Raw genomic sequence first — 24,847 nt, 5'->3', positions numbered from 1 at the left:
TTTAGTTTTTCAGGCCGGCCTGGGCCGCGACCTGCTTCCAGCGCTGTACTTCGTCAGCGACAAAGGCCTTGAACTCTTCATCAGCCTGCTCACCGGGCGCTGCACCCAGTTGGGCGATAAAGTTGAGGAAGTCTTCTTCCTGCATGATTTTGTCCAGCGCGGCATGCACCTTCTCGACCGCGACGTCGGGGAACGACTTGTGGGCAATCAAACCAAACCAGGCAGTCGCGTTGAAGCCTTCCAGGTTGTAGTCGCCGATTTCATCCAGTGTGGGGACATCCGGCAGGTACTCGGAGCGCGTCTGCGAGGTAACCGCCAGGGCCCGCAGGCTGCCGGACTTGATGTGCGACAGCACCGTCGGCATGTTTTCGAAGGACACATCGACGTCGCCACTCAACAGGGCCGGCAGGGCCTCACCGCTGCCGCGGAACGGAACGTGGGTCATCTTGGTTTCAGTCAGGGTCTTGAACAGCTCGCCGGACATGTGGATGGAGCTGCCCACGCCGCTGGAGCTGAACGTCTTGCCCTCGGTGCGCGCGGCCTCAACGAATTCCTGTACCGTCTGGTACGGGCTGCTGGCCGGAACGACCATGACGTTGGGGATATCGATGATGTTCTGGATGAAGGTGAAATCTTCGGTGGGGTCGTAACGCAGACCCGGGTAGATAGCGGCACCAATGGTGTGTCCCGGGGAGGCCATCAGCAGGGTGTGATCAGCATCACGCCCGCCGCGCGCCAGGCGTCCGGTGCCCGTGGTGGAGCCGGCACCCGGGCGGTTTTCCACCACCACGTTGCCCAGCTCCCGCTGCAGCAGCTCAGCCACACGGCGGGACAGCACGTCGGTGGTGCCGCCAGCGGCATAGGGTACGACCATACGGACGGTATCGGTCGGCCATTCGTCCTTGGCGTGGACGCTGGCAGACATCAGCGGCAGGGCCAGTGCGCCGCTCAGCGCGGTCGCCAGTGTCATACGAAGTAATTTTTTCATTTTTCTATACCTTTCTGAGCTGGATTGGGCCGGACTATGCGCAAACGGCTCTCTCCGGAATGTATCGCGAGAGCTGTCTGGGAGCGCACTTCTGGAACCAGATATCGGTAGACGGCAGTGACTACCTTAGAATGGCAATGTTCGCATAGCGAACAATGGTTTTTGCTGCGAACAAATCTAACGAAGAATGAACCTTGCGTCAAACAGCAATGTGGCAGGTAAAGCGGCTCGATTTTCCTCGCTGATGGGCAAGAAAGCCTGCATTACCGCAGTCTAGAAGGGATGTGAGTATGGGATGTCCGTAGCCGCCTGCGACCAAGGTAGTACGCCGCCCGTCCGCTATCGCTCGAGTGGACGGGTTGAAGGCAAACACCTGACCGGAGTCAGGTGTTTGCCTAGCGCGTTTTGCCGATTGCCACGGCGGTATTACGGCGCGCCAGCGTCCACCGCGACATGCGGGGCATGCTTGTTATGGGCAACCACCAACCCGATGAAACAGATCACACCCACCACGATGCCGATCAGCTTGCTGTACTCCATCGGCAGGTTGAGACCGATGCCGGCGGTGGCGATATAGGACACCGTGATGGCCGTACCGATGACCGCGGGAATGCTGGCGATCCAGTGGAAGGTGCCCCGGTCCAGCAGGTACTTGGTGGCCAGCCACAGGATGCTGGTCGACAGCAGCATGTTGGAGAAGGCGAAGTAACGCCAGATCAGCGAGAAGTCCAGGAAGGTCATCAGGTAGGCCACGCCCAGCAGGGGAGCGGCCAACGCCAGCCGGCGCATGGCCGATTGCTTGATGTTGAAGGCATCGGTGATGGTCAGGCGCAGCGAGCGGAATGCCGTATCCCCGGAGGTGATCGGGAAGATGGCGACCGCCAGAATGGCCATGACTCCGCCGAAGACGCCGAGATAGCCCGTGGCAATATGGTTGACCACCAGCCCCGGCCCACCCTGGTCAAGCATCGCCTTCAGCTCCACATAGCCACCAGGGAAGGTGGCAATGCCGGCGGTGGCCCAAACGCAGGCGACAATGCCTTCGCACATCATCGCGCCGTAGAACACCGGGCGAGCATACTTTTCATTGGTCAGGCAGCGGGCGATCATCGGTGACTGGGTGGAATGGAAGCCACTGATCGCGCCACAGGTGATGGTCAGGAACAACAGCGGCCAGACGGGCAGACCATCGGGGTTGGGGGCGAGGAAGTCATGCTCATGATGCCCATCGAAGAAGGCGAAGATATCCCCGAACTGGGGCAGGTGAGGTGCTTCCAGGATGACGGCGATAGCGACCAGGCTGGTCATCACGATCATCAGCAGGCCGAACAGCGGATACAGCCTGGTAATGATCTTGTCGATGGGCAGCAGGGTGGCGAAGAAGTAATAGGCGAGAATCACCAGCACCCAGAACGTATTGCCCCCCAGCAGCGTCCCTTCGAAGTAAGACAGGTTACTCAGCAGCCCGGCCGGGCTCATGATGAAAACCACGCCGACGAAGAACAGCAGCATGCAGGTGAAGATCAGCATGACGCCCTTGAACACCACGTTGTAATAGTGCCCGGCGATCTCCGGCAAGCTCTTGCCGTCTTCCTTCAGGCTCATGACGCCCGAGAAATAGTCATGCACCGCGCCGCCGACCACGTTACCAATGACGATCCAGACCAGGGCGATCGGACCATAGAGGGCACCCAGGATGGGGCCGAAGATGGGGCCGATGCCGGCAATGTTGAGGAACTGGATCAGAAAGGCCCTGGCCGGGCTGATCGCCACGTAGTCCACGCCATCATTCAGGCGCTGCTGGGGAGTTATGGCACCAGGATCTATGCCGGCCTGTTTTTCAACAAAGGGGCTGTAGAACTTGTAGCCGAGTATCAATATCGCCAAGCTGGCAAAGAAAAGCAGCATTTATCACGTTCCTCGTTATTAGTGTGCAGGGGTCTCACGGACCCTTGCCCTTCCTCAAGGCGCAAGCCCTTCAAGAAAAAGCCCTGCAAACTAACAGAGCGCAGCGGCGGTTGGCTACTAGCCTATGGTTGCAGCGTGAAAGGCTCTAGCTCAAGGCTTCATCCGCCGACTGGCCTGGGCCGGTGGCAGCTGGGGCAGGGGGAGGATACTGGCAGTGCGACCGAGCAGGCGAATCAGGCCGGCTTCGCCTGGGCGCAGGCGCCGCGACTGCAGGGAGGGGAAGTCCCGTACCGGCGCTGGCGTCATCTCCACCGCAGCGCGCACCAGCATCCGTTGTAGCGGGCGCAGCCAGGCCGGCAGCAGCGGCGCGTTATCCATCAGGTCGAGAAGTTCGCCCAGGGTGGGCGAGTCTTCCAGCGTAGGCGCGGTCTCGTGCAGCAGGCGTTCCCAGGCCGCCCAATCCGCCGGGGGCTCGGTCGCGCCATACAGATGGGCCGCTTCCTGACCCTCGATGAAGGCGCGGGACCGGTCGGCTGCCGACAGGGGTGTGACATAGCGGCTATAGGCCTCGGCAAAGCCCCATAGCGCAGTGGCGTGCACCCAACGCAGCAGCTGCGGGTCGTTGGCATGATAGGGAGTGCCATCGGGCGTGGTGCCGGTGACCCGGTCATGCATCCGCACCACACGACCGATCATGCGCTGCGCCTCGGCGCGGGGTGCATAGACGGTCACCAGCGCGGCAAAGCCGGTGCGACGCAATCGGGTGACGGGATCCTTGCGGAAGTTGCTGTGATCCCACACACCGGAGCGCACCGCAGGTTCGGCCAGTTCCAACAGGACGGCACCGACGCCGCCGATGAAGAGGGCGAGCGGGTTGGCGAAGATCCGCCAGGAAATACCGTCGGCAGGTACCAGGGCTTCAGCGCCGCGCGGGGCGCTGAAGTCCACATCCAGGCCCGGCGGGGGCTGCATCAGATCGCGAATAGCGGTAGGTAGCACAAGCGGGTCTCATCGGGCCTCGGTTATGACTGTGACCGTCATTGCGTCTCGGAGTGCTCCACTATTATCAATTCATCCAGGTCAAACCCTTCCGCGGTCGCCCGCGCCTTGAAGGCTTCCAGCTCCTCGTCGCTGACCTGCGGTGTGCGGGAGAGGAACCACAGGTAATCCCGGTTGTAGCCGGTGATATAGGCCCGGGAATAATCCTCGTCCAGGTCGAATACCACGTAGGAGCTGTAGAAAGGTCCGAAGAAGGAGACTTTCAGGTGGGCCTTGTCGGGTCCATCAACGAACTTGGCCCGGCCCTCGGCTTCCTCCCATTTGCCCTCGGCCTGCTTGTAGCCGCGGTTGACCACCTTGATGCTGCCGTCGTCATTCAGCTGGTACTCGGCACTCACCTGGCTCAAGCCCTCTTCAAAGGAGTGATCGAGCCGGGCGATCTCATACCAGGTACCCAGGTATCGCTCCTGGTCAAAGCCGGTGACCGGCTCGATATCCTTGGGCACTCCGGTACATCCGGCGAGAAGAAGCAGGGCGGCGATCATGCTGGGTAGTTTCATGGCTGATTCCTTGAAATGGGTTTGCTGAACCATAGCAGAGGCGGGACGGCTGCGCCCTTCGGTGAGCCACCAACGTTGACAGCACGGAGTACCAGGCATCCTTGCGCCCGAAAGCTAGGGCAAAACGGACCAACTGCATTCGCCCCGGGTCGCCGCCAGCATTTGGTCATGCAGCTCCTCTGCACTGGTCGCCGGCAAACGCAGGCTCAGTTGTACAGTGGTGCCGTGCCGGACCTCCAGCAGCTCGGCGCCGATCTGGGCCAGCAGGTAGCGGGCGGTGCTTTCATGGGCGTAGGGCAATTCGCAGTGCACCTGCACGGTCGGCACGTGGGCGATCTTCTGCGCCTGCAGCAGCGCCTGGGCAATCGCATCGGTATAGGCGCGCACCAGGCCGCCGGCGCCCAGCTTGATGCCGCCGTAGTAGCGCACCACGGTGGCCAGTACGCCGTCGAGCTGCTGATGCCGCAGCACTTCCAGCATCGGCCGGCCGGCGGTACCGGAAGGCTCGCCATCGTCCACCGCCGCACTGTGCCCGCCGGCCAGCAGGGCCCAGCAGACATGCGTGCTATCCGGATGGTCGGCCCGCAGTTCCGCGACGCGCAGCTGGGCGCTGGCCCGGTCGGCTATTGGCTCGACGCAGGCGATAAAGCGGCTTTTGCGGATTTCCAGGGTGTGGTGGACGGGTTGGGCAAGGCTGTACATGGCAACATCGGGTCAAGGCTGAATAGCGAGTATACGCCAGGGCGGGCATGGGCCGCAGCGACGGGACGGTCCGCCGCCGGACCTTGAGTGCAAGGCGCAAGCCTCGCCCCCCGCGGGGCAAGGCTGCGAAGTATCAGAGACGGGAGATCCGCTGTCCGCGAATGCGCCCACTTTGCATTAGAAAATCTCCAACGGGTACTCCACCACAAAGCGCAGCTCATTGGCTTCGCTGCTGAAGCCATTGTCGCGGTGGACGGCGTAGCTGGCGCGGACCGACAGGTCCTTTGCGGGGCCTGACTGCACTATGTAGCGGGCTTCCAGGTCACGTTCCCAGTGCTTGCCGTCCTTGCCTCCGGTACTGGCGCTGTACCAGCCGTAGACGCCGTTGGTCCCGCCGTTGTAGTGCGTGTCATCAATGCCACGGCCGGTGATGTAGCGGGCCATGAAGCTCAGGCCCGGTACGCCGTAGTAGCCCATGTCGATGTCATAGCGCAGCTGGTAGGACTTCTCGTTGGGGCCGTTGAAGTCGGAATACTGGATGGAGTTGGCTACCCAGATGGAGCCGCCGGTGTTGCCGCTGTCCATGCCGATATAGTCGAAGGGCTCGTCGCCATCCACCTGCTGGTGGGCCAGCATGAACCTGTGGGCGCCGGCAGTGTAGGCTGCGGATAGCGACCAGGTGGTGTTGTCGATCCGGCCGGCCAGTTCCCTGCCCGTGTCACGGGTCTCGTACAGGTTGAAGTCGAACGCCAGCGAGCGGTCGCTTGCCAGTGGCAGCACGTAGTTGAGCTTGCCGTAGTACTGGTTCCAGACATCCTCGAGTTCGGAGGCATAGAGCATGGCGCTGAAGCGGTCAGTGAGCTGGTAGCTGCCGCCCAGATAGTCGGCGCTGCTGGCGTCGACTGCGCCGCCGTAGGTGAGGGTGATCTCACCGTCACGGTTGGTGTTCATGCTGCCGTCGCGGATGGAGGTGAAGTGCCCGGCTTCCAGGTTCAGCCCTTCGATCTCATTGCTCAGCAGCTGGACACCCTGGGCCGTACCGAAGAACAGCCGCGAGCTGCCCATGCCGAACACCGGGTTGGTGGGGATGAGGTCGCCGGCCTTCAGCTCGGTCTTGCTGATGCGCGCCTTGAGGCTACCGCCGGCATAGGCGTAGTTTTCCTGCGCCTTGCCGTCAGAGCCGGTCGGCAGCAAGCCGGTGTAGGCCGTGCCGCCGTTGCGGTCGCTGTCCAGCTTGATGACGCCGACGGCATGGGCGTCAACGCCAACGCCAACGGTGCCTCGGGTATAGCCTGAGCTGAAGGTGGCACGCATGCCATGGACCCATTCGCGGGTATCGCGCAGGTCAGCATCGCTTGCCGTGTGCTTGTAATCACGGTCAAACAGATAGTTGCGGTTCAGCAGGTTGAGGCTGCTGCCTTCGATAAAGCCTGCGGAGGCGGCCTGGCTGTCGGCCATGCCGGGCAGGCTGGCGATGATCGAGGCGATGGACACTGCGATAAGACTGAATTTGCGCGCGTGCACGTGTATAGCTCCTTGCTTTCAGGAAAGTGTTGTTCAAAGGGGTGTAACTGGGGCGTGAGGGCGGCGTCAGGCCTGCTCACGCCGCAAAATGGTGCCGCGATCCCCTACCGCATAGATCGCACCGCCGGGGCTCGCGCAGACCGCCCGCAACCCGACATCGCAGCCACTGGGCTCGGCAATCCACAGCCCGCCTTGCAGCCGCAGTACGCGACCACGGGTGCCCACCGCGTAGGCGTTGTCGGCATTGGTGCCGGTGACGGCCAGCAGGTCATCACGCAGGCGAGTGGGTTGCAGCTGCCAGCGCTGGCCATCGAAATGGGCCAGGCTGCCGGAGAGGCCGACGGTGTAGATGTCCTCCAGGCTCGGACCCCAGACGCTGTAGAGGAAGTTCTCGGTGCCGACGTTGAATTCAGCCCAGTTCTTGCCGTTGTAGCGCAGCACCAGGCCGAAGTCGCCGACCGCGAGCATGCGGTCCTTGCCCCAGCCCCACAGGCTGTACAGTGCCGACTGGGTACCGCTGGCCATGCGCTTCCAGCCGAGGCCGTCGAAGTGCAGGATCAGCCCTTCATCGCCCACGGCATACAGATCATCGGGGCCACTGCCCCACATGGACAGTATGGTCAGATCAAGGTGCATATCATGGTGCAGCTGCCAGTCCTGACCATCGAAGCGGAAGATCCGGCCCAGCTGACCGGCGGCGAACAGTCCGTTACCGGTGTCCCACAGGCAGTGCACGGACAGCTCGCTGGGCGGCGGCAGGGCGCGCCAGCTATCACCTTCCAGCACCAGCACGGTGCCCGCTTCGCCACAGGCGTAACAGGTACCGTCGGCGGCGGCATGCACGCCCCACAACTGCCGGTCGGTGGGCGACGCCATGGTCGTCCAGGCGCTGCGCGGGGCAACGCCAGGCGGCGGGGCCAGGGCGGCAGTGAAATCGGCGGCCGCGGTCATGATGGTGCCAAAGTCGCCGACTGCCAGCGCTTCGCCGGTGGGCAGGGTGATGATATCCATGAGGTCATGGGGCATGTTGCTCTCGAGACGGTCGAGCTTGAAGTCCTTCAGGTAGTAGAGGTGGCCCTGGTCACCGACGATCAGTACGCCATCCTTGTAGGCCTTGAGTGAGCGCAGCCGGGGCATCGGCTGGTCGAACTTCAGTGCCTGGAACAGACCATCCTGATACCGCACCAGCTCACCACGGAAGCCGCCCGGGTCAACGAAATAGCGCCCGCCAGCCAAGAGTATCTGGTCTTCCAGCAGCAGGATGGCCTGGAAGCCGGAGCCCAGCGGGCAGTCCAGCTTGAGCCAGTTGCCGTCGAGCTGGCGCTGCAATACGGTCCCTTCCCCGCCAGCGGCGTAGACGGTGCCGTCTGGCGCGCAGGCCACGGCGCGCAGGTTGATGCGGGTCGGGGCTGGCTCGACGTGCCAGTCGCGACCGTCGTAATGGAGAATCATGCCGTCATCGCCGACGGCCCAGGCCTGGCCCTGGGCGTTGCCGTCGATGGCGAACAGCGGGGTGTTTTCCGCACAGGCGGCGAAACGGCCCTTGTCGTCGACCTGACCGCCGCGCACCTGCCGCCAGCTGTCGCCGTCAAAATGCAGCACACTGCCCATCCAGCCCACGGCGATGAGGTTATCGGCGCTCGGCCCCCAGATGCCGTGCAGCGGTAATTTGCCAGGCACCTCCATGTGCTGCCACTGCGGGTCGCTTTCATCAGCACCGCCGCGGTAGCGCAGGATCATGCCCTCGTCGCCGGTGACGAATACTTCGCCGTCCCCAGCCCAGCCGGACCAGAGCACGTCGCCGTCACCGGCGCCCACCTCCGGCACCCGGTGCCAGGGCGCACGGTGGGGCTGGGTGTTGTCGGCGCCCAGCAGCTGGCGGAAAAAGCGACGGCGTTCGGGGTTAGGGGCCTGGGTCATGGTGTAGCGTCCTCACGGGAATACAGAAGTACTGCAATGGCCACCGACACGCTGGCAGCGCGTCGGTGGCGGCATTTACTGCTGGTTGAGCAGGGCAGCCAACTCGCGGCGCAGGGCGTCGCGCTGCTCCGCAGGCACGGCTGCCAACGCCTGTTCCAGCTCGGGTGCCTGTTGGGCATCCTGGTTCATGGCCTTGAGCGAATCGGCGGCGGCAGCAGCAAAATTGGCCTTGGCCTGATTGACGCAGGCGGCTACCGCAAGCTTGAAGGCGCTGGCTTCGACACTGTCCGGGGCCTCGAGCACGATCGGTTGGCCGCTGTCCGAACCGCTGGCCAACGCCGGCGAGAAGGGCACCTGGGCCAGCGAGCTGACACCGGCCTTGTCCAGCGCTTCGGCCAGGTGGCCACGGGGGAACAGGTGGAACTCACCACCGCAGTGCGGGCAGGTGACCCCGGCCATGTTCTCCACCACGCCGAGCAAGGGCATGCCGCGCTCCTGGCAGAAACGTACGGCCTTGAGGCTGTCCATCAGTGCCACTTCCTGGGGGGTGGTGACCAGCATCGCCGCCACGTCCTGGCCTTCCAGCAGGTCGGACAGGGTGATCAGCTCGTTGCCGGTACCCGGCGGCATGTCGATGATCAGAAAATCCAGCTGCCCCCAGTCGAAGGAGCCGATCAGGTGATGCATGAAGTCGTGCTTGTAGGAATCACGCCAGACGATGGGAGCGTCGTCACTTTCCATCATGAACGCCAGCGAGCCGACCTGGATGGGGTGCGCCAGTGCCGGGGCACTGAAGGCCAGTGGCGACAGACCGCGCTTGCTGATGCGCACGCGTTCGCCGACAAAGCCGAAGAAGCGGCTCTGGTTGGGACCGTGGATATCCGCATCGGCAACGCCGACCCGGTAGCCCTGGGCCGCCAGCCCGGCGGCCAGGTTGGCCGACACCGTGCTCTTGCCGACGCCACCCTTGTTGGCCATGACCATGATGATCTGATCGATCCGGTTGAGCCGCGACTCCAGCACTTCCTTCTCATGGTGGCCCTTGTCGAGCCGGCATTCGGGCTCCTCCGGGCAGAACTGGCAGGCGTGACCCCGATCACAGTCCGCAGGCGCCAGCGCCAGCGGATCATGGGGATTGAATTGGGAAACCGACATGTTACTCACTCCTCTGCTGCAATCGTCTTCAGCCCTTGCTGTCGTCGGTATCCAGCAGAATCCAGGTATGGGTGACGCGCTTGTTACCGTTGCGCTCGTGGTCGCTTCCCTGCCATACAGCGAAGGACATGGGCACCATGCCTTGCTTGAAACTGACTTCATGGTCACCGGCGGGCTCCAGCGGGCGGGACATCACCACCTGCCATTCGTTGTCCAGGGCAATCTGCTCGGATACATAAAGGCCGTCACCGGATACGCTCTGTTCGGGCAGCAGTGTGGTGCTGCCGAAGCCGCCGGCGGCAAGGTTTTCCGGTGCGTCCTTGTCGGCGCGCCAGTACCAGATGTTGACCGGCTTTTCCGGCCCGCTGCCCATCATGTAGGAGGTGTCGGCGCCGTTCAGCGCGTACTGTACCGCAACGCCATCGCCGAAGGCGTCAACTTCGCTGGTACGGTCTTCTGTTTGGTCCTTCCAGTGCAGGCGCACATAGAAGCGTTCGCTGGTGCGTGCCACCTGGAAGTACAGGTGCTTGCCGCGCATGGCGCCCTCGTCAAAGCGCAGCGCGACCGATTGGTGCACCGGCGGCGCCGGGAACACCTGGGTACGGTAGGTCGGGATACGCTGCCAGATCAGGTCGTCAGGGTCGTTCTGGCTACGCAGGTAGATATTGTCGGGCAGGCGGGCCACCTTGATGGTGTCCCCGGGCTTGATTTCCAGCACGTTGGGGTTGGCTTCCGGGTGCTCGGCCAGGGCAATACCGGCGGTGCCGACCAGCAGGGCCAGGGAGCTGCGCAGCATGGTTTTCAGTTTCATGGCAAATCTCCTCACAGGGGGCGTCAGCCCCCGAGAACCGGCGTGGTCAATCCCACATCGGATGTGAATCGGTGTCGGACTGGATCCGGACGGCGCCGGGCAGCGGACAGGGGCCGACCTGGGCTGACAGCGCTGCCTGCTGATCGAGCACCCAGCCGGGCAACACCTCGACCAGATGGGCCAGTGTGGCATCCAGGTTCTTGTTCCGGTTCTTGGCGTAGCGCGTCTTGATCGCCTCCAGCAGTGGCGCCAGATAGCGGGCAATGAAGTCCCGCCGGGCGCGCTGATAGGGGCCGGTGTCCTGTTCGTGGATCAGTGCCCGGCGCTCCAGAAAGCACAGCAGGCAGCAGAACTCGAGCATGGCGACCAGGTGATCCGGCTCCTCGGCCAGGCCTTCGTCGGCCTGTGCGGTCTGCAGACCAAAGTGGCGATAGAAGGCCAGTATGTTAAGCAGATAGCTGCCCGGTGTCTCGCCGCCGAGCAGCTCTTCGTGGGCGCTGGCCGTGAGTGGCACCTGCATTTTCCGCCGTGCCTGCAGAAAGGTGCCGGTGAACCCGGTCTGGAGGGTGTCCAGGTCAGCGCTGGCCGGCAGTTGCGGCCAGGTTCCACCGGTGGCGGTCTGCCACGCTGGGGCAAGGGCGGCGTGTATCCGACCTTCCTCCAGCGCCTGCTGGGTTTCCTCCAGCGGGTAGGCAAACAGCACGGCGGCCAGCCGGTAAATGGTCTCCTGCGCCCCCAGCCGGTCGATCTCGACCGGTGTGGGCGCAGTGGGTGCGGTTGCAGTCATGCGTCTCTCCGTTCTCAGCTGAGCTTGAACATCTCGGCATGCTTGAAGCCGATCAGTGTGTCCATCAGCTCGCTGGCGCGGCCTTCGGCCTTCTCCTGGCGTTCGCGCTCCAATGTTGCCAGCGCCTCGCTGGTGGTCGGTCCGAACAGGCTTTCCAGATACTCCAGCGGGATGCGCTGCTCATCCATCGCCCGGCCATCAGAGGCGTACTTTGACGGCGAGGTCGGCGGCACATAGAACACGTTGGGCTGGGTGCCCCACTCACCGTGCAGCGGCAGCGCCACCTTGTACTTCTCCACCAGCAGGTGGATGGGGCCTTCCTCGTCGTCGCGGTAGCCGATCCAGCGGATCCGTCCGACACACTGCTGGGCGCAGGCGGTGGGCAGGCCTTTCTCGATGCGCGGATAGCAGAAGATGCACTTCTCCGACTTGGAAATTTCCTCGTTGAAGTAGATCTTCTTGTACGGGCAGGCGTTGACGCAGTAGCGATAGCCGCGGCAGCGTTCCTGGTCCACCAGCACGATGCCGTCTTCCTGGCGCTTGTAGATGGCGTTGCGCGAGCAGGCCGCCAGGCAGGCGGGGTTGTCGCAGTGGTTGCACAGCCGTGGCAGGTAGAAATAGTAGCTGTTGGGGTACTGCCCCTCACCCTGGTCCTCGTCCCAGTTGGCGCCCCAGGTCGGTTTGACGTTGGGGCGCAGCCAGGGGTCGGTGCCGGTCATCAGGGCTTCCTGATAGTTGTATTCCCACGGCACTCCGTAATCGTCCTGGCTGGGCTGGCGACCCAGGCGCAGTGCGCCCTCGGCATCGAAGCCGCCGCCCATATTCTGGTAATCGCGTGGGTAGCCCAGTCCGGGCTGGCTTTCCACGTTGTTCCAGTACATGAATTCCCGGCCGTTGCGGTTGGTCCACATCAGCTTGCAGGCTGTGGAGCAGGTATGGCAGCCGATACACTTGTTCAGGTCCAGCACCATGCTCAGTTGGCGTTTGACAGCCATGGCAATCTCCTCTTAAACAACCCGCGGGTCGGCGATATCTTCGGGTTTGGCCAGCTCGATGTCGAAACTCGATTCGTGCAGCAGCTGGTTGGCGTTCCACATGGCGTACTTGTAGGTCAGGTGGCCCCAGTCGCCGACCAGTTCCAGCGGTTGCAGGAAGGTGGCCATGGCGTTGTTCATCGGCTTGCGATGAATGTACTGATGCGGCTCCCAGCCGTGTTCCATCATGATCGAGTGCTCAGGAATGCTCGGGTAGAACTTGGCCTGGGCAAAGAAATCACCGGTGGAGTTGAACAGCCGTACCGTGTCGCCGTCCTTGATACCGCGCTTGGCGGCCAGTTTGGGGTTGATATAGATATTCGGCTCGCCGCGCTGCAGCCGCAGCATGTACTTGTTGCTGCGCCAGTTGGAGTGGATGCCCCAGCGGGTGTGCGGTGAATAGAAATGCAGCGGATAATTCGACGCTTCCGGACCGCCATACAGGCGGGCGGTGGGCACCGTGGACTTGAGCTTCATGAAGCGCGGATGGTCGACATAGAAGGTCAGACGCCCGGTCAGGGTTTCGTAGGGCTTCTTGTCTTCGGTCTGCGCGACAAAGGGGTTGTAGGGTTCGTCCTTGAGCAGTGGCTGGTTCACGCCGGCATGCTCGTTCATGACAATGAAACCCCGCTCGGCGGCTTGTTCCAGAGTGATGTCACCGAACTCCGGCGAGTTCTCCACGATGTAACGGCACACATCCTCGTCGGTCATGAATTTGCCGTTGCGGGTGAAATCGTCGTGGATGGTATGCAGGTCACGAGTGACCTCGCCATCTTCGATCGGGCCGATGCCGCGGGCAATGGCGCGCTCCTGGATCTTTTTGGTCAGCAGCACCAGGATTTCCCAGTCCGGCTTGGAATCACCGACCGGGTTCACCGAGGGGGTGAACACGTTACAGAAGCGGTGATAGCCCTGGGTACGCAGATCCCATGCCTCGTAGTGACTGGCCGCCGGCAGCACGTAGTCGGCCCACTCGGCGGTGGAGTCCATGCGCACGTTGATGCAGGCAAACAGTTCGCTGGCCTGGCGCAGGTGTTCCTCGCGGTACTTGTCGGCAAACTTGTTGCGGCGGAAGGTGTTGTCGGCGATCGAGATCATGCCCTTGATCTCGCCGTAATAGGGCATCCAGCCCTTGTCCAGCGACTCCTGGATCATTTCTTCCATCTCGTCCAGGTCAAAACCCACACGCTTCTTCAGCTTGGCATTATTGAAATGCTTGCGGGCGCCTTCCATCATGCCGCCACGCAGGAACTCGCCCAGACCGCCCGGCTCGTAGCGCGCGGACTTCTTGCCTTCATAGGTGGCCAGCTCGGTCCAGCGCGGGTGGTTCCAGGAAATCCACGAAGTATCCAGCCCACCGGTACGGCCGCCGTGGCCGGTCAGGGCCAGCGCCAGGGCGTAGCTCCAGCAGGTGTACAGACAGTTGGAGTAGCTGGAGGTGATGTAGCCGAGCATGACAATGGCTTTTTTCGCCTTGGCCAGGTGCCGGGCTTCCTGACGCACCACGTCCGGGTGGATATTGGTGGTTTTGAAGGTTTTTTCCGGGGTGAACTTGGCCGCCTCGAGCTTCACCTGTTCGAACACGGTGGTGACCTTGATGCCTTCGACGGTGAATTCACCTTCCAGCGCCGGATCAACGCCGTCGAGGCTGATGCTCTTCTCGTCACTGCCCATGGAGCCCTTGGCCTTGACGGCCTGGTTGCTGTTCAGGTCCCAGTGGTAGAACACCTCGTCACTGCCGCCTTCGACCAGATCGGCCTCGCGCAGCAGTTTGCCGTTGTCCTTGCGCACCAGCATCGGCAGGTCGCTCTGTTCTTTCATGAACGCCGGCTGATAGAGGTTCTCTTCGAGGATCACATTGACCAGTGACATGGCGAAGAAAGGATCGGAGCCCTGATTGATCGGCATCCACAGGTCGGTGTGGATGGCGCTGGGGTTGTAGTCGGGCGAGGTGCTGGTGATGCGCGCGCCGTTGTACTTGGCTTCCCAGATATAGTGCGCATCGGGAATCCGCGTGGCGTTGGGGTTGATCATGCCGAGCAGGATGTAATCGGCATCGAACCAGGCGTCTGAAGTGAAGCTCTCCAGCGGCGTACCGTAGGTCAGATGCGCACCGGTGAGCAGGTCACCAACCACGGTAAAACCGTCCAGCTGGATGCCGCCGACCAAAGAGGCAAAACGCTGCCCACCCGACTGGCGCACCATGGTCTGGTTGCCTGAGCCCTGGTGGGTCTTGAGTTTGCCCGGGCCGTACTTCTCGAAGATATCAATCACCTTGTCGGCAATCTCTTCGGTGGCCTGATCCCAGGAAATGCGTTGCCACTTGCCCTCGCCGCGCTCACCGGCCCGCTTGAGCGGATAGCGCAGGCGGTCGGCTTCATACATGGCGGTGGAGTGAATGGCACCCTTCTGACAACCGCGGGGGTTGGCATCCGGCACATTGGGGTTGACCTGGGGATACTTGGCGATCTGCTCTTCGCGGATGACGATGCCGTCCTTCACATAGACGTTCCACGCGCAGTTACCCATGCAGTTGATGCAGTGCGCGGCGTGACCGACGCTGTCCCAGGTCCACTCGTTGCGGTAGAGATCTTCCCAACTGCGGTAGGGATATTCAGTTGCCAGCGTATCGCCGATCGGTTCCAGCCGATTGAGCGACCAGACGTTGCCGCTGAGCATGGTGCCAGCGCCAGCGAGGCCGAGGCCCTTGAGCACATCGCGCCGTTTGACCTTCCACAAACCGAGACCCATAACTTTCTCCTCACCACGAGTGCTCCCGACGGCCACGCCGCCAAAGCACTGTGCAAAACGCCTGATGTATTGCTGCCTGAACGCCCGAGGCGCTCAGCGCAGCTCAAGGGGGTTATTGCTGGCTGTAGTACGCCGCAATATCTGCGATGTCCTGATCGCTGAGGTTGGCGGCCTGGGGGGTCATGACCATGGCCATGCCGCCGTTGCGCTCACCGGCGCGGTAGGCCTTGAGGGCCATGTCGAGGTAAGTAGCGGATTGCCCGTTCAGGCTGGGGTAGATATCGGCGGCAGCGCGGCCGTCAGTACCATGGCAGGCGGCGCAGGTAACGATTTTCTGCGCACCGGCGGCGGCATCGCCAGCGGCATTGGCCAGACCGGCAAAAGCCAGGCCACTCAGCAGCGCAGCGGCCGAGGTGTTCAGGAGCAAACGAAACATGGATTATTCCTCTTCAAGCAGTGGCGTCCATGCCTTATGTATTTTCACGCAGGTGAACCAGATGCAGTCAGTGTACCCAGCTTGGCAATGCCGACCGTTGACCCATGTCAATGAGCGGATAGTAGTGCCTGATAAGTGATGAATGGCACCGAGTCGCCCTGCTGGATGGAGTGTTGTGCAGGAATGACCACCATGCCGTCTGCCCAGCAGCAGTTTGCCAGCATGGCGGAGCTCTGCTGGGGATGCAACTGTGCAGTCAAGCGGCCGTCACAGGCCTGCAATCGCGCCTGCAGGTAGCGGGTGCGGGTACTGGTTTTCTGCCATTGGAAATCGGCGGTCACCGGGAGCACCTGGGCACTCGTGTGGGCCTGGCCCTGGGCCGCCAGCAGCGCGGGCCGGGCGATGATGAGCGTGGTGATGAGGCTGGCGCCCGGGTTGCCGGGCAGGCCTATCCAGGGAATGCTGCCGACCATGCCGAAGGCCAGCGGTTTGCCCGGCTGAATGGCGACGCGCCACAGGTTGATCCTGCCGAGCTGCCCAACGGCCGTCTTCAGGTAGTCCGCTTCGCCCACCGAGACGCCCCCGCTGCTGATCAGGATGTCCTGCTCGGCGGCGGCGCGGGTCAGCAGTTGCAGGGTGTCGGTGAGGTCGTCCCGCAGCCGTGGATACTGGTGTACCTCAAGCCCCCAGCCCTGCAGGAGGCTGGCGAGCAGATGACCGTTGCTGTCGAAGATCTGCCCGGGCTCGAGCGGCGAGCCGGGGTCGCGCAGTTCGTTACCGCTGCTGATGATGCCAATGCGCAGGGCACGGGTGACCTCTACCTCGGCGTAGCCCTGGCTGGCCAGCAGACCGACTTCCTGGGCGCGCAGTCGGGTGCCCTTGCTCAGCAACAACTGGCCGCTGCGGCTTTCTTCACCCTGCCGGCGGATATTCTGCCCGGTACGCACTGAACCGAAGGTAACCCCGCCGGCATCCGGCTGGCAGTCTTCCTGGGGGACCACGCAGTTGGCCCCGGGCGGCAGTGCCGCGCCGGTGAAAATCTGCAGGCAATGCCCGGCGGGCAGCGAGCGAATCGCATCGCCGGCGGCCTGGCAGCCGGCCAATGGCAGGCGTCCGCCTGTTGCAGGCAGATCGGCGGTGTTCAAGGCGTAGCCGTCCATGGCGCTGTTGTCCCATAGCGGAACGTCATGGCGGGCGTACACATCGCCGGCCAGTACCTGACCGGCGGCCCGATGCAGCGGCAGTCGGTGCGATTGGGTCGGGCGGGCCAACAGCTGAACCAGCGCCGCGGTGGCCTGCTCAATGCTGTGCAGGCCGGGCTGCTCACATACAGAACTCATGGCGTCTCCTGATCCTGTGACCAGCGGTGGGCGGCGTCCAGATCACTGTCCTTGCCCTCCACCCAGTGATTACCGGTGCTGGTCTGTTCCTTCTTCCAGAAGGGCGCACGGGTTTTCAGATAATCCATGATGAAGGCGCAGGCCTGGAAGGCATCCTCGCGGTGCCTGCTGGCGGCGGCGACGAACACGATGGGCTCGGCCAGGCCCAGCTGGCCGACGCGGTGCAGCACATGGACCCGTTGCAGCGCCCAGCGCTCGGTCGCTTCCTCGGCAATGCGCCGCAGGGACTTTTCGGTCATGCCGGGAAAGTGCTCGAGAAACAGCCCCGTGACCGTCTGCTGCTGGTTGAAATCACGCACATAGCCGGTGAAACACACCAGCGCGCCGATGGCCGGATCGCCGGCATGCACGCTGTTGGTCACCTGGCCCGGGTCGAAGGGAGCGGTCTGCACCTGGATGCTGATCAAGATCTAACCTCCGGTGACCATGGGGAAGAACACCACCTCGTCGCCGGCCTTGACCGGGGTGCTCAGCGAGCACATTTCCTCGTTCAACGCGCACATCAGTTTCGGATCCTCGAGGATGGTCCAAGGCGCGCCGCGCTGGGCCAGGTGGTCACGGATGTCGCGCAGGGATTGCCACTGCGGCTGCCAGTCGAGTTGCAGCTGGTCGGTCTGCAGTTCTTCCTTGTACTTGGCGAAAAACAAGACGGTGATCATTGCTGGCTCCTGTCAGTCCTGGGTGCGTACATAATGGCCGGATTTGCCGCCGAGCTTTTCTACAAGGTGAACCTGCTGAATCTGCATGTCCTTGTCCACGGCCTTGCACATGTCATACAGGGTCAGGGCAGCGATCGAAGCGGCGGTCAGGGCTTCCATTTCCACGCCGGTCTGACCGGCCAGCTTGCAGGTGGCAGTGATCAGCACATGCTCCGGCGGTTGGGCCTCAAGCTGCACCTTGATGCTGGTCAGCAGCAGCGGATGACACAGCGGGATCAACTCATGGGTGCGTTTGGCGGCCTGGATGCCGGCGATGCGCGCGACGGCAAATACGTCCCCCTTGGGGTGGCCGCCGTCCTGGATCATTGCCAGGGTCTGCGGTTGCATCTGGACCCGTGCCTGGGCGGTGGCCTGGCGCTCGGTGACGGCCTTGGCCGTGACATCGACCATATTGGCGCGGCCCTGATTGTCGAGGTGGGTAAGCATGTCTAATCCTGTGCTGGCGTCTGGGCCAGCAGTGTAAGTTCGTTGAAATTGGCCAGCCGCGGGTCATCGCTCGGATAGTCCAGCGCGATGGGCTCCAGCCCGAGCAGGGCACGCTGGACGCTGCGCTGCCCGGCCTGCCACTGCTGCTGCAGATAGGGCAGCGCGGCGGTGGGCAGCAGACTGAACAGGGGTTGCCAATAACTGCCCTGGCGTAGCATGACCGGGCGCGTGCCAGCGTGTTGCTGCAGGTGCTGCAGGATGCTGGCGTCCAGCCGGGGGGCATCACAGGGCAGGATCAGCAGGTAAGGGTGCCGGGCGATCCCGAGTGCTTCGATAATACCGATGAGGGGTCCGGGAAAATCGTCGCCGGGGTCGCTGATCATCTGGTCGGCCAGTGGCCGGTAGCGCTGGTGGTTACGATTGCAGGAGATGATCAGGTCATCGGTCAGCGGCCGGGCCACACGCTGCACATGCTCAATCAGTGCATGCTCGCCCCAGCGCACCCAGCCCTTGTCCTGCCCGCCCATGCGCTGGCCGCGGCCTCCGGCCAGCAGCAGGATACTGCTGGGAGGGGGCGAGGTGGACATGGGTGTGCCGGACATGCTCGAAGATACCTGTGTGAGGGGCGGTGTAGACTCGCGATGGATGCTAGTGTGGCACAATTGAATGGGCGCGTTGTTGATCGAGGTCACCTCGTCAGCAATACATAGCGTGTAGACTCGTCCTATCTGTGCAGCCCGGCTTACGCTGCAACTCAAATCCCCCACGGGAGTTCTGGTATGACCTCTACCTGGGTCGATGGCTATGGTCGCGCGATCGACTATGTCCGCATGTCAGTGACAGATCGCTGCGACTTTCGCTGTATCTACTGCATGTCGGAGAACATGACCTTCCTGCCGCGCCAGCAGATACTGACGCTGGAGGAGCTCTTACGCTGTGCCCAGCTGTTTGTTGCCAACGGGGTGACCAAGATTCGCCTGACCGGCGGCGAGCCGCTGGTGCGCAAGGGGATCGTTGGGCTCTGCGAGAGCATCAGCGCCCTGCCGGGCCTGCGTGAACTGGTAATGACCACCAACGGTTCGCAGCTGACCCGCTTCGCCAAACCGCTGGCCGAGGCTGGCGTCAAGCGCCTGAATATCAGCCTGGACACCCTGTGCCCCGAGCGTTTTCGCGAGATGACCCGGGTCGGTGAACTGCAACGGGTGCTGGACGGTATTGAGGCAGCCCGTGAAGCGGGCTTCGAGTCGGTCAAGATCAACGCTGTGGTCATCAATGGCCGCAACGAGGATGAAATCCTGCGCCTGACCGACTTTGTGGTCAGCCGGGGGCTGGATATCACCTTTATTGAGGAAATGCCGCTGGGCCATGTCGGTCGTAGCCGTGAACAGTCCCTGTTCAGCAGTGATCAGGTGCGTGATCTGCTGGCGCAGGAGTACCGGTTGCTGCCGAGCAGCGACAATACGGGTGGACCGGCGCGCTACGTGCATTTGCAGGACCATCCGCACACCCGGGTTGGTTTTATTTCTCCGCACAGTAACAATTTCTGCAGCACCTGCAACCGGGTGCGGCTGACTGCCGAGGGCAAGCTGCTGCTGTGCCTGGGCAATGAGCATGATCTGGACATGCGCGCCCTGTTGCGCCGCTACCCGCTCGATAACCAGCCCGTGCTCGAGGCAGTCCGGGCAGCCCTGCAATACAAGCCCGAACGTCATGATTTCAGCGCCGATGGCGAAGTGCAGATACTGCGCTTCATGAATGCCAGTGGCGGTTAACCATCTTTTTCCAAAGGAACAGCAATGAGCCACACCACCGCGGTTTTCGTGCCCCTTAATGTCGCCGTATTGACCATCAGCGATACTCGTACCCTGGAGACCGATACCTCCGGGCAGTACCTGGTGGATCAATTGGAAGCTGAAGGCCACCGGGTCGTGGAGCGCAAGATCCTGCAGGACAACCTTTACCAGGTGCGTGCACAGGTGGCGCAGTGGATCGCCGATGACAGCGTGCAGGTAGTGCTGACCACGGGTGGTACCGGTTTTACCGACCGTGACAGCACGCCAGAGGCGATCAGCTGTTTGCTGGATCGCACCATTGAGGGTTTTGGGGAATTGTTCCGGCAGATTTCCTACGAGGATATCGGCACCTCCACCATTCAATCCCGGGCCTTTGCCGGCCTGTCCAACCGTACCCTGGTGTGCTGCGTGCCCGGTTCCACCGGTGCTTGCCGTACCGCCTGGGAAGGGATTCTGCAGAAGCAGATGGATTCCCGTCAGGGGCCCTGCAACATGGTTCCGCACCTGGCTGCGGTGGCTGACTGCGGTGGCCGGGGCTGAATATGGCGCTGTTACCGCTTGATCGGGCGCTGCGCCAACTGCTTGATCAGGCTGATCAGCGGCAGCTGCGCGAGACCGAGACTGTTGCCACCCACGCGGCCGCCGGTCGCATCCTGGCTCAGCCGCTCATCGCCCGGCACACCCTGCCGCCCTGGCCCAACAGCGCCATGGATGGTTACGCGGTGCGCAGCGCCGAGGTCATACCGGGCCAGCCGTTGCCGGTCAGCCAGAAGATCTTCGCCGGGCAGATGCCCCCGCCGCTGCAAGCCGGCACCTGCGCCCGGATCTTCACCGGTGCGCCGCTGCCTGAGGGCGCGGACGCCGTGGAAATGCAGGAGAACGTCGAGCCTCAGGAGGATGGCCGGGCACGCTTCGGTCAGGCGGTCAGTGCCGGTCGCTTTATCCGTCCGGCCGGCGGGGAAGCACAACCCGGCGAGCAGAAGCTGGCTGCCGGCGTGCGGCTTGGGCCGATAGAGCTGGCCATGGCTGCTTCGCTGGGTGTGACCGAGGTGGAGGTCTACCGGCCGCTGCGGGTCGCGGTGCTGTCCACCGGGGATGAGCTGGTCGAGCCGGGCCAACCGCTGCAGCCGGGGCAGATCTACAACAGCAACCGCGTACTGCTGCAGCAATGGTTGCAACGGCTGGGCTGTGAAGTGTTGGACCTGGGCTGTCTGCCGGATAACCTGGAAGCGATTCGCGCACGCCTGTCGACGCTGGACGGTGTCGACCTGCTGCTCAGCTCGGGCGGGGTGTCGGTCGGCGAGGCGGATTATCTGGGGCAACTGTTGCGTGAAGAGGGCGAGGTGGGCTTTTGGAAGCTGGCGCTGAAGCCGGGCAAGCCGATGACCTTCGGCACCTATCGGGGCACGCCCTTCATGGGGCTGCCGGGCAATCCGGTGTCCACGCTGGTGACCTTTGCGCTGTTGTCACGCCCCTACATCCTGCGCCGGATGGGCATGCAGGCGGTGGCACCGAAGGGCTTTCCAGTGCCGGTGGATTTCGCCGTTACCCAGCCCGGTACGCGCCGGGAGTTCATGCGGGTCGGCTGGCGCCACGGCCGGGCGCAGCAGTATGACAACCAGTGTTCCGGCATTCTCAGCAGTGCCGCTTGGGCGGATGGGCTGCTGGAGATTCCGGAAAATACCACCTGCCAGCCGGGCGACCTGCTGACCTTCTATCCCTTCTCCGAACTACTCGGCTGACGCGGCGCCCTTGAGGCGCCCGGCCTCGACCTGCAGCACTGCGGCGTCGAAGAACGCCAGATCCTGCGGGTCGTGGCTGATGATGATCATGGGGATGCCCAGCTGACTCTGCAGGTCAGCCAGCTGCCGACGCATATGCTGACGCAGCGCCGGATCCAGTGCGCTGAAGGGCTCATCCAGCAGCAGGGCCTGCGGCTCGGTTATCAACGCCCTAGCCAATGCCGTGCGCTGGCGCTGGCCGCCGGATAGTTGGTGTGGGTACAGGTGCTGGACGTCCGTCAGCGAGAACCGTTGCAACCAGTCATCTATTCGCTGATCGCGAATGCCGCGCCGCGGATTAAGCACGCCGCGGCGCAGACTGAACGCAATATTCTGCCGGGCGTTGAGGTGTGGAAACAACGCATAGTCCTGAAATAGAAACCCCAGCTGCCGCTGCCGGGCGGGCACATTGATGGCGCGTTCCGAGTCGAACAGGGTGCGCCCGGCAATCTTGATCAATCCTGCGTCCGGGGTCTGCAGACCTGCCAGAGATTGTAAAAGCAGGCTCTTGCCGGAGCCGGATGGGCCATAGATCAGCAATCGTTGGGCATCGCTGCTGAAGGCCAGTTGCAAGTGGAAGCGCCGCGTGGGCGAAATCAGCGTCTTGTCCAGTCGCAGTTCGATCATGCCTGGCGGCTCCGGCCGTGTCCGCGCGATAGCCAGGTGGCGCTGAGCAGCACGCTGATGCACACCAGGGAAGTGATGGCGACCAGCAGGTTGGCAGTATGATCCTGGCCGGCCTGCACTGCCTCGTAAACGGCAATCGACAGCGTCTGGGTCTGCCCGGGAATACTGCCGGCGATCATCAGGGTGGCGCCGAACTCACCCAGCGCCCGGGCAAAGGCCAGCAACAGTCCGGCCAGAATGCCGCGCCAGGCCAGGGGCAGAGTAATACGGAAGAACACCGCCAGCTCGCTCTGGCCGAGTACACGGCCAGCCTGTTCCAGTTGTGGATTGACCTCCTCGAAAGCGGCGCGGGCCGGTTTGAATACCAGCGGGAAAGCGACTACCGAACTGGCCAATACCGCACCTTGCCAGGTGAAGATCAGGTTGATGCCGAAGGTGTCATGCAGCCAGTTGCCCAAGGCGCTGTTGCGGCCGGTCAGTACCAGCAGGTAATAGCCGAGCACGGTTGGCGGCATGACCATGGGCAGGGTCAGCAGGCTGTCGAGGAGGTTGCGGCCCGGAAAGCGCGTGCGGGCCAGGAAGAAGCCGGTGGCAATGCCCAGCACCAGATTGATTGCGGTCGCCCAGCCGGCCACCTTGAGGGACAGCAGCAGCGGAACCCAGACGTTATCCATCACACTCAGTTCGCCGGGCCGAAGCCGTAGCCGGACAGAATGTGCTGTCCGGGCCCGTCGAGCAGAAACTGCATGAACAGCGCGCTGGCCGGTTTATCCGCGCCGTCGGTAGTCACCGCGACCGGATAGCGGATCGGCTGCGGTGTCGGCACGTGCAGTTGCATGCGGACCTTGTCGGGCATCAGCGCCGCATCGGTGGCGTAGACAAAGCCGGCATCCACCTCGTTGCGGGCCACGTAGTCCAGCGTCTGGCGTACGTTCTGGGTGCGGATAAACTTGTCGTGCAGCGGCTGCCACAGCTGCAGGCCGGCCAGGGCGTCGCGGCTGTAACGACCAGCCGGTACGCTATCCGGATTGCTCACGGCAATCCGGGTGAATTCGGGTCGGCGCAGGTCATCGAGCGACTGAATGACCGCGCCGGCGAGCGGCGTGATCAACACCAGTTCGTTGCTGACGAAGTCGCGACGGCTGTCTGCATCCACCAGCTTCTGCTGTTCGGCCTGATCCATGCTGAGCTGGTCGGCGCTGGCAAAGACGTCTACAGGCGCCCCACGGGCGAGCTGCTGCAGCAGGATGCCGGAACCGGCGAAATTGAGCCGTACCCGGTGCTCGGGGTGGGCCTGCTCAAACGCCCCGGCGATCTCCCTGAATGCGTTGGTCAGGCTGGCTGCGGCGGAGACAGTAATGTCATCGGCATGGACTAGCGGCACCCACCAGAGGAGCAGGGCGGCAAGCAGGCTTTTACGCATAGTGGCTCCCGGCGTGAGACAGTTTCGCCATGAATAGGCCCTTGGTTGGAGGTCGCCAGGCGCGGTCGACAGGAGGAAGAGTATACCCCAGCGGGAGCCCCGCTTCGCCTGAGCTGTCCTGCCGGCACTAATATCCCGGGGGCAATCCGCCTGGCGATGATCATCCAGCCGATTGATGGGCAGGCGGTGTCCAGCTCATGAAGGCCCAGCGTGTCGGCTCGCCACCCTGCTGCGCATATGCCGGGTCGCGCTGATACCAGGCGGTGAGTTTTTCCTGCTCTTCGGCACTCAGCTCACCGAAGCTGGCCCGTACCTTCTCGGTCAGCTGTTCAAGGCTGGCGCTGCCGGCCAGGCGGCTGGGCGATTCAATGTAATCCAGGGTCGGATGGATATTGCGCTGGTACAGCAGATTGATGATGTACATGTGATCGGGAAAGCTGCGGTCTTCCCGACCCAGAAGCTCGGCTATTTCGCGGCTGTCAAAGCGCCCGCCGACGAGCTGAGTCAGATAGACCTTCTTGCGGGCATGCCGGTTGAGCTTGTCCAGCGCATCCGCCATGTCCGCCACGATGCTGGCCCGCGACACAACCGCAATATCGCAGACCGGCACAGCGCTCCAGTCGTCGTCCCAGGACGCCAGCACCGGTTGGACATTGTCCAGCCGCAGCTCCTTGGCATTCTGTAGCAGGGCATCAAGCATGCCCTGGCTGTAATCGAGACCGTAGACCTGTCTTACCTGGGGTGCCAGCGCCAGGCCGATGGTGCCGGGGCCGCAACCCACATCCAGCACGGTATCATCCGCTGCGCACTGCACCCGGCGGACAAAGTCGGTGCGGTAGGGACTGTCCAGCACGCTGGTGCGCATGCTCGCGGCCTTGCGGTCCCAGTCATCTGGCGTCTTGAACAGGCGGCCACTGCGCGCCAGATGCTGGCGATATAACTGCGCAAAATCAATCGACTTAATCATCTCAACTCGCCAGTGGGTGAGGGTGGAGCGGGTTTATGTGAGCCATCATACCAGCCAGACTGGCGGCTCATGGCCCCTGCCGTTGACATTGCCGGAGCAGTGCAGGACGGTGTCGATAGGCATCACTGACTATTGG

25 protein-coding genes are annotated in these 24,847 nt (G+C 63.0%); 3 read left to right on the top strand and 22 right to left on the bottom strand.

Annotated features, from left to right (window positions below; translation table 11 throughout):
- Position 1 precedes the first annotated feature (1 nt).
- From VG99_RS07375 to mobA, 18 genes are all read right to left on the bottom strand, one after another.
- On the bottom strand, positions 2 to 988 hold the full coding sequence (locus tag VG99_RS07375; protein WP_044499118.1) for a Bug family tripartite tricarboxylate transporter substrate binding protein: 987 nt from the start codon (positions 986 to 988) through the stop codon (positions 2 to 4).
- A 426-nt stretch (positions 989 to 1,414) separates the two neighbouring features.
- Positions 1,415 to 2,896, bottom strand: coding sequence for a carbon starvation CstA family protein (locus VG99_RS07370; protein WP_044499116.1), 1,482 nt, complete (start codon positions 2,894 to 2,896; stop codon positions 1,415 to 1,417).
- Positions 2,897 to 3,046: 150 nt separating this feature from the next.
- Positions 3,047 to 3,895, bottom strand: coding sequence for an oxygenase MpaB family protein (locus tag VG99_RS07365; protein WP_204216698.1), 849 nt, complete (start codon positions 3,893 to 3,895; stop codon positions 3,047 to 3,049).
- 38 nt (positions 3,896 to 3,933) lie between these two features.
- Positions 3,934 to 4,455, bottom strand: coding sequence for a lipocalin family protein (locus VG99_RS07360; protein WP_044499114.1), 522 nt, complete (start codon positions 4,453 to 4,455; stop codon positions 3,934 to 3,936).
- A 114-nt stretch (positions 4,456 to 4,569) separates the two neighbouring features.
- A complete protein-coding gene (locus VG99_RS07355; RefSeq protein ID WP_044499112.1) occupies positions 4,570 to 5,157 on the bottom strand; it encodes an IMPACT family protein in 588 nt (195 codons plus the stop codon).
- A 177-nt stretch (positions 5,158 to 5,334) separates the two neighbouring features.
- Positions 5,335 to 6,681 (bottom strand): OprD family porin, encoded by a 1,347-nt coding sequence (locus tag VG99_RS07350; RefSeq protein WP_044499110.1) that lies wholly within the window; start codon positions 6,679 to 6,681, stop codon positions 5,335 to 5,337.
- A 66-nt stretch (positions 6,682 to 6,747) separates the two neighbouring features.
- Positions 6,748 to 8,601 carry a WD40/YVTN/BNR-like repeat-containing protein gene (locus tag VG99_RS07345; RefSeq protein WP_044499108.1) on the bottom strand — a complete coding sequence of 618 codons (1,854 nt, stop codon included), beginning with the start codon at positions 8,599 to 8,601 and terminating at the stop codon, positions 6,748 to 6,750.
- Positions 8,602 to 8,676: 75 nt separating this feature from the next.
- Entirely contained in the window at positions 8,677 to 9,756 is a 1,080-nt protein-coding gene (locus tag VG99_RS07340) for an Mrp/NBP35 family ATP-binding protein (RefSeq protein WP_044499107.1), read from the bottom strand.
- Between the two features lie 28 nt (positions 9,757 to 9,784).
- A complete protein-coding gene (locus VG99_RS07335; RefSeq protein ID WP_044499104.1) occupies positions 9,785 to 10,567 on the bottom strand; it encodes an ethylbenzene dehydrogenase-related protein in 783 nt (260 codons plus the stop codon).
- 46 nt (positions 10,568 to 10,613) lie between these two features.
- Complete coding sequence (locus VG99_RS07330) at positions 10,614 to 11,354, bottom strand: molecular chaperone TorD family protein (protein ID WP_052508731.1); 741 nt, start codon at positions 11,352 to 11,354, stop codon at positions 10,614 to 10,616.
- Between the two features lie 14 nt (positions 11,355 to 11,368).
- Positions 11,369 to 12,349 carry a chlorate reductase subunit beta gene (clrB, locus tag VG99_RS07325; RefSeq protein ID WP_044499102.1) on the bottom strand — a complete coding sequence of 327 codons (981 nt, stop codon included), beginning with the start codon at positions 12,347 to 12,349 and terminating at the stop codon, positions 11,369 to 11,371.
- 12 nt (positions 12,350 to 12,361) lie between these two features.
- Positions 12,362 to 15,139 carry a chlorate reductase subunit alpha gene (gene clrA / locus VG99_RS07320; protein ID WP_204216697.1) on the bottom strand — a complete coding sequence of 926 codons (2,778 nt, stop codon included), beginning with the start codon at positions 15,137 to 15,139 and terminating at the stop codon, positions 12,362 to 12,364.
- A 112-nt stretch (positions 15,140 to 15,251) separates the two neighbouring features.
- The gene (locus VG99_RS07315; RefSeq protein ID WP_044499100.1) at positions 15,252 to 15,575 is read right to left on the bottom strand and encodes a c-type cytochrome; all 324 of its coding nucleotides are present in this window, start codon (positions 15,573 to 15,575) and stop codon (positions 15,252 to 15,254) included.
- A gap of 107 nt (positions 15,576 to 15,682) precedes the next feature.
- Entirely contained in the window at positions 15,683 to 16,915 is a 1,233-nt protein-coding gene (locus VG99_RS07310) for a molybdopterin molybdotransferase MoeA (protein WP_044499099.1), read from the bottom strand.
- Positions 16,912 to 17,379 (bottom strand): molybdenum cofactor biosynthesis protein MoaE, encoded by a 468-nt coding sequence (locus VG99_RS07305; RefSeq protein WP_044501509.1) that lies wholly within the window; start codon positions 17,377 to 17,379, stop codon positions 16,912 to 16,914. The genes VG99_RS07310 and VG99_RS07305 overlap by 4 nt, the downstream gene beginning before the upstream one ends.
- A gap of 6 nt (positions 17,380 to 17,385) precedes the next feature.
- Complete coding sequence (locus VG99_RS07300) at positions 17,386 to 17,634, bottom strand: MoaD/ThiS family protein (protein WP_044499097.1); 249 nt, start codon at positions 17,632 to 17,634, stop codon at positions 17,386 to 17,388.
- Positions 17,635 to 17,646: 12 nt separating this feature from the next.
- Entirely contained in the window at positions 17,647 to 18,120 is a 474-nt protein-coding gene (gene moaC / locus VG99_RS07295; protein ID WP_044499095.1) for a cyclic pyranopterin monophosphate synthase MoaC, read from the bottom strand.
- 2 nt (positions 18,121 to 18,122) lie between these two features.
- Entirely contained in the window at positions 18,123 to 18,722 is a 600-nt protein-coding gene (gene mobA / locus VG99_RS07290) for a molybdenum cofactor guanylyltransferase MobA (protein WP_044499093.1), read from the bottom strand.
- A gap of 177 nt (positions 18,723 to 18,899) precedes the next feature.
- Here mobA and moaA point away from each other — a divergent pair, with 177 nt between their 5' ends.
- Genes moaA through VG99_RS07275 form a run of 3 tightly spaced genes read left to right on the top strand, consistent with a single transcriptional unit; the run spans position 18,900 to position 21,655 of the window.
- Positions 18,900 to 19,892, top strand: coding sequence for a GTP 3',8-cyclase MoaA (moaA, locus tag VG99_RS07285; protein WP_044499092.1), 993 nt, complete (start codon positions 18,900 to 18,902; stop codon positions 19,890 to 19,892).
- Positions 19,893 to 19,916: 24 nt separating this feature from the next.
- The gene (gene moaB / locus VG99_RS07280) at positions 19,917 to 20,453 is read left to right on the top strand and encodes a molybdenum cofactor biosynthesis protein B (protein ID WP_044499090.1); all 537 of its coding nucleotides are present in this window, start codon (positions 19,917 to 19,919) and stop codon (positions 20,451 to 20,453) included.
- A gap of 2 nt (positions 20,454 to 20,455) precedes the next feature.
- Positions 20,456 to 21,655, top strand: a complete 1,200-nt coding sequence (locus VG99_RS07275; RefSeq protein ID WP_044499088.1) for a molybdopterin molybdotransferase MoeA — start codon at positions 20,456 to 20,458, stop codon at positions 21,653 to 21,655.
- On the opposite strand, the gene VG99_RS07270 is transcribed toward VG99_RS07275, so the two are convergent.
- The 4 genes from VG99_RS07270 to VG99_RS07255 form a co-directional block, all read right to left on the bottom strand.
- Positions 21,644 to 22,321 carry a sulfate/molybdate ABC transporter ATP-binding protein gene (locus VG99_RS07270; RefSeq protein WP_044499086.1) on the bottom strand — a complete coding sequence of 226 codons (678 nt, stop codon included), beginning with the start codon at positions 22,319 to 22,321 and terminating at the stop codon, positions 21,644 to 21,646. The genes VG99_RS07275 and VG99_RS07270 overlap by 12 nt on opposite strands.
- A complete protein-coding gene (gene modB / locus VG99_RS07265) occupies positions 22,318 to 22,995 on the bottom strand; it encodes a molybdate ABC transporter permease subunit (protein WP_044499084.1) in 678 nt (225 codons plus the stop codon). The genes VG99_RS07270 and modB overlap by 4 nt, the downstream gene beginning before the upstream one ends.
- 5 nt (positions 22,996 to 23,000) lie before the next feature.
- A complete protein-coding gene (gene modA / locus VG99_RS07260) occupies positions 23,001 to 23,744 on the bottom strand; it encodes a molybdate ABC transporter substrate-binding protein (RefSeq protein WP_044499082.1) in 744 nt (247 codons plus the stop codon).
- 160 nt (positions 23,745 to 23,904) lie between these two features.
- Positions 23,905 to 24,711: a class I SAM-dependent methyltransferase gene (locus VG99_RS07255; RefSeq protein ID WP_044499081.1), complete on the bottom strand. Its 807-nt coding sequence runs from the start codon at positions 24,709 to 24,711 to the stop codon at positions 23,905 to 23,907.
- Positions 24,712 to 24,847 lie beyond the last annotated feature (136 nt).

The sequence above is a fragment of the Pseudomonas saudimassiliensis genome, from assembly GCF_000939975.1.
In the GTDB taxonomy this organism is placed as follows: domain Bacteria; phylum Pseudomonadota; class Gammaproteobacteria; order Pseudomonadales; family Pseudomonadaceae; genus Halopseudomonas; species Halopseudomonas saudimassiliensis.
Note: the sequence above shows the minus strand (reverse complement) of the source record. Positions and strands in the feature narration are given on the sequence as shown.

Bases quoted from the DNA above. Each gene is read 5' to 3' on its own strand.
- VG99_RS07375 (WP_044499118.1), bottom strand. From the start codon at position 988: ATGAAAAAATTACTTCGTATGACACTGGCGACCGCGCTGAGCGGCGCA.
- VG99_RS07370 (WP_044499116.1), bottom strand. From the start codon at position 2,896: ATGCTGCTTTTCTTTGCCAGCTTGGCGATATTGATACTCGGCTACAAG.
- VG99_RS07360 (WP_044499114.1), bottom strand. From the start codon at position 4,455: ATGAAACTACCCAGCATGATCGCCGCCCTGCTTCTTCTCGCCGGATGT.
- VG99_RS07355 (WP_044499112.1), bottom strand. From the start codon at position 5,157: ATGTACAGCCTTGCCCAACCCGTCCACCACACCCTGGAAATCCGCAAA.
- VG99_RS07345 (WP_044499108.1), bottom strand. From the start codon at position 8,601: ATGACCCAGGCCCCTAACCCCGAACGCCGTCGCTTTTTCCGCCAGCTG.
- VG99_RS07340 (WP_044499107.1), bottom strand. From the start codon at position 9,756: ATGTCGGTTTCCCAATTCAATCCCCATGATCCGCTGGCGCTGGCGCCT.
- VG99_RS07335 (WP_044499104.1), bottom strand. From the start codon at position 10,567: ATGAAACTGAAAACCATGCTGCGCAGCTCCCTGGCCCTGCTGGTCGGC.
- VG99_RS07330 (WP_052508731.1), bottom strand. From the start codon at position 11,354: ATGACTGCAACCGCACCCACTGCGCCCACACCGGTCGAGATCGACCGG.
- clrB (WP_044499102.1), bottom strand. From the start codon at position 12,349: ATGGCTGTCAAACGCCAACTGAGCATGGTGCTGGACCTGAACAAGTGT.
- clrA (WP_204216697.1), bottom strand. From the start codon at position 15,139: ATGGGTCTCGGTTTGTGGAAGGTCAAACGGCGCGATGTGCTCAAGGGC.
- VG99_RS07315 (WP_044499100.1), bottom strand. From the start codon at position 15,575: ATGTTTCGTTTGCTCCTGAACACCTCGGCCGCTGCGCTGCTGAGTGGC.
- VG99_RS07310 (WP_044499099.1), bottom strand. From the start codon at position 16,915: ATGAGTTCTGTATGTGAGCAGCCCGGCCTGCACAGCATTGAGCAGGCC.
- VG99_RS07300 (WP_044499097.1), bottom strand. From the start codon at position 17,634: ATGATCACCGTCTTGTTTTTCGCCAAGTACAAGGAAGAACTGCAGACC.
- moaC (WP_044499095.1), bottom strand. From the start codon at position 18,120: ATGCTTACCCACCTCGACAATCAGGGCCGCGCCAATATGGTCGATGTC.
- mobA (WP_044499093.1), bottom strand. From the start codon at position 18,722: ATGTCCGGCACACCCATGTCCACCTCGCCCCCTCCCAGCAGTATCCTG.
- moaA (WP_044499092.1), top strand. From the start codon at position 18,900: ATGACCTCTACCTGGGTCGATGGCTATGGTCGCGCGATCGACTATGTC.
- moaB (WP_044499090.1), top strand. From the start codon at position 19,917: ATGAGCCACACCACCGCGGTTTTCGTGCCCCTTAATGTCGCCGTATTG.
- VG99_RS07275 (WP_044499088.1), top strand. From the start codon at position 20,456: ATGGCGCTGTTACCGCTTGATCGGGCGCTGCGCCAACTGCTTGATCAG.
- VG99_RS07270 (WP_044499086.1), bottom strand. From the start codon at position 22,321: ATGATCGAACTGCGACTGGACAAGACGCTGATTTCGCCCACGCGGCGC.
- modB (WP_044499084.1), bottom strand. From the start codon at position 22,995: ATGGATAACGTCTGGGTTCCGCTGCTGCTGTCCCTCAAGGTGGCCGGC.
- modA (WP_044499082.1), bottom strand. From the start codon at position 23,744: ATGCGTAAAAGCCTGCTTGCCGCCCTGCTCCTCTGGTGGGTGCCGCTA.
- VG99_RS07255 (WP_044499081.1), bottom strand. From the start codon at position 24,711: ATGATTAAGTCGATTGATTTTGCGCAGTTATATCGCCAGCATCTGGCG.